Origin of the sequence: Wolbachia endosymbiont of Nomada ferruginata (assembly GCF_001675785.1) — a bacterium.
Classification (GTDB): domain Bacteria; phylum Pseudomonadota; class Alphaproteobacteria; order Rickettsiales; family Anaplasmataceae; genus Wolbachia; species Wolbachia pipientis.
Genome location: NZ_LYUY01000166.1, coordinates 1 through 1,037 on the forward strand (window position 1 = coordinate 1; position 1,037 = coordinate 1,037).

The window sequence follows — 1,037 nt, forward strand, 5'->3', positions numbered from 1 at the left end:
GAAAGTTTCATATATCTGGCTATGAGTAAAGTTATGTTAAGTAGGGAATATGCTTGATTTACTGGTTTGTGGACAACCTCTGAAACTTAAGACACAAATTATTGAAAAACCAATGCATGCATTCATTATTAATTGTGATGGAGTTGATATTGGTTATATTCAATACTATAACAAACATGATTTTCCACCTGAGCAGGGCTACGATACTTCTGAGCTTCCAGAAAGCTGTGCTGCTATAGACTGGTATATCGGAGAGCTGGGTTATGTGGGCAAAGGCATTGGTCCACAAGCTTTGAATATATTTTTAAACGAATTTGTCTTTAAAGTTTCTGAAAATGCTTTTGTTGACCCAGATACAGCAAATGTTCGTGCAACCCGTGTTTACGAAAAAGTTGGATTTAAAAAAATTAGGGAAAGTAATGGTACAATCTTAATGATCAAGGCAAGAATTCCTGAGAACCATGCAAGATGAGTGTTTTTTCAACAGTCCTTCTAAATTACTACAAGCAGTTTAATTTTTAGTAAATATGTCATTATTCAAAAATATGCAAGAAGCTTTATAGAAACTTAACATAATTTTATCATAAAAATGTCATTCTTAAGTCCTGTGTAAAAACAAATTTTGGCACTAATTTAATTAACTATGAGCTGGATAAATTGGAAAATAAATTTTGTTTACTTTTACAACACCTTAAGATCTAATGTCACTTTATCAATCAAAAATATTACAATAGGCTAGTATGTTCCTTACTCTTTTTCTCAAAATATTACCTATTTATATTACAATATTTATTGGTTACTTAGCAGGAAAATATCTTAAAATTGATAGAAACACTATATCTCAAATACTTTTTTATATAGCTAATCCAATAGTGATTTTATATGGAGTCTCTCATACAGAAGTTAACTTAAAAGTAATTTCTCTGCCGATTTTGATATGGTTTATAGGTAGCACTATGTCCTTATCAGTGTATTATCTTTCTTCTTTTTTATTTAAGGATAACACAAGAAACATATTAGCATTTAGCTCGGGCAGC

At 30.4% G+C, this 1,037-nt stretch carries 2 pseudogenes; both read left to right on the plus strand.

Features of this window, described 5'->3' with window-relative positions:
* Positions 1 to 79: 79 nt before the first annotated feature.
* Positions 80 to 472 (plus strand): annotated as a pseudogene (locus tag BA053_RS06245) (GNAT family N-acetyltransferase); the annotation flags it as partial.
* Positions 473 to 740: 268 nt separating this feature from the next.
* A pseudogene (locus tag BA053_RS07900) lies at positions 741 to 1,037 on the plus strand (AEC family transporter); the annotation flags it as partial.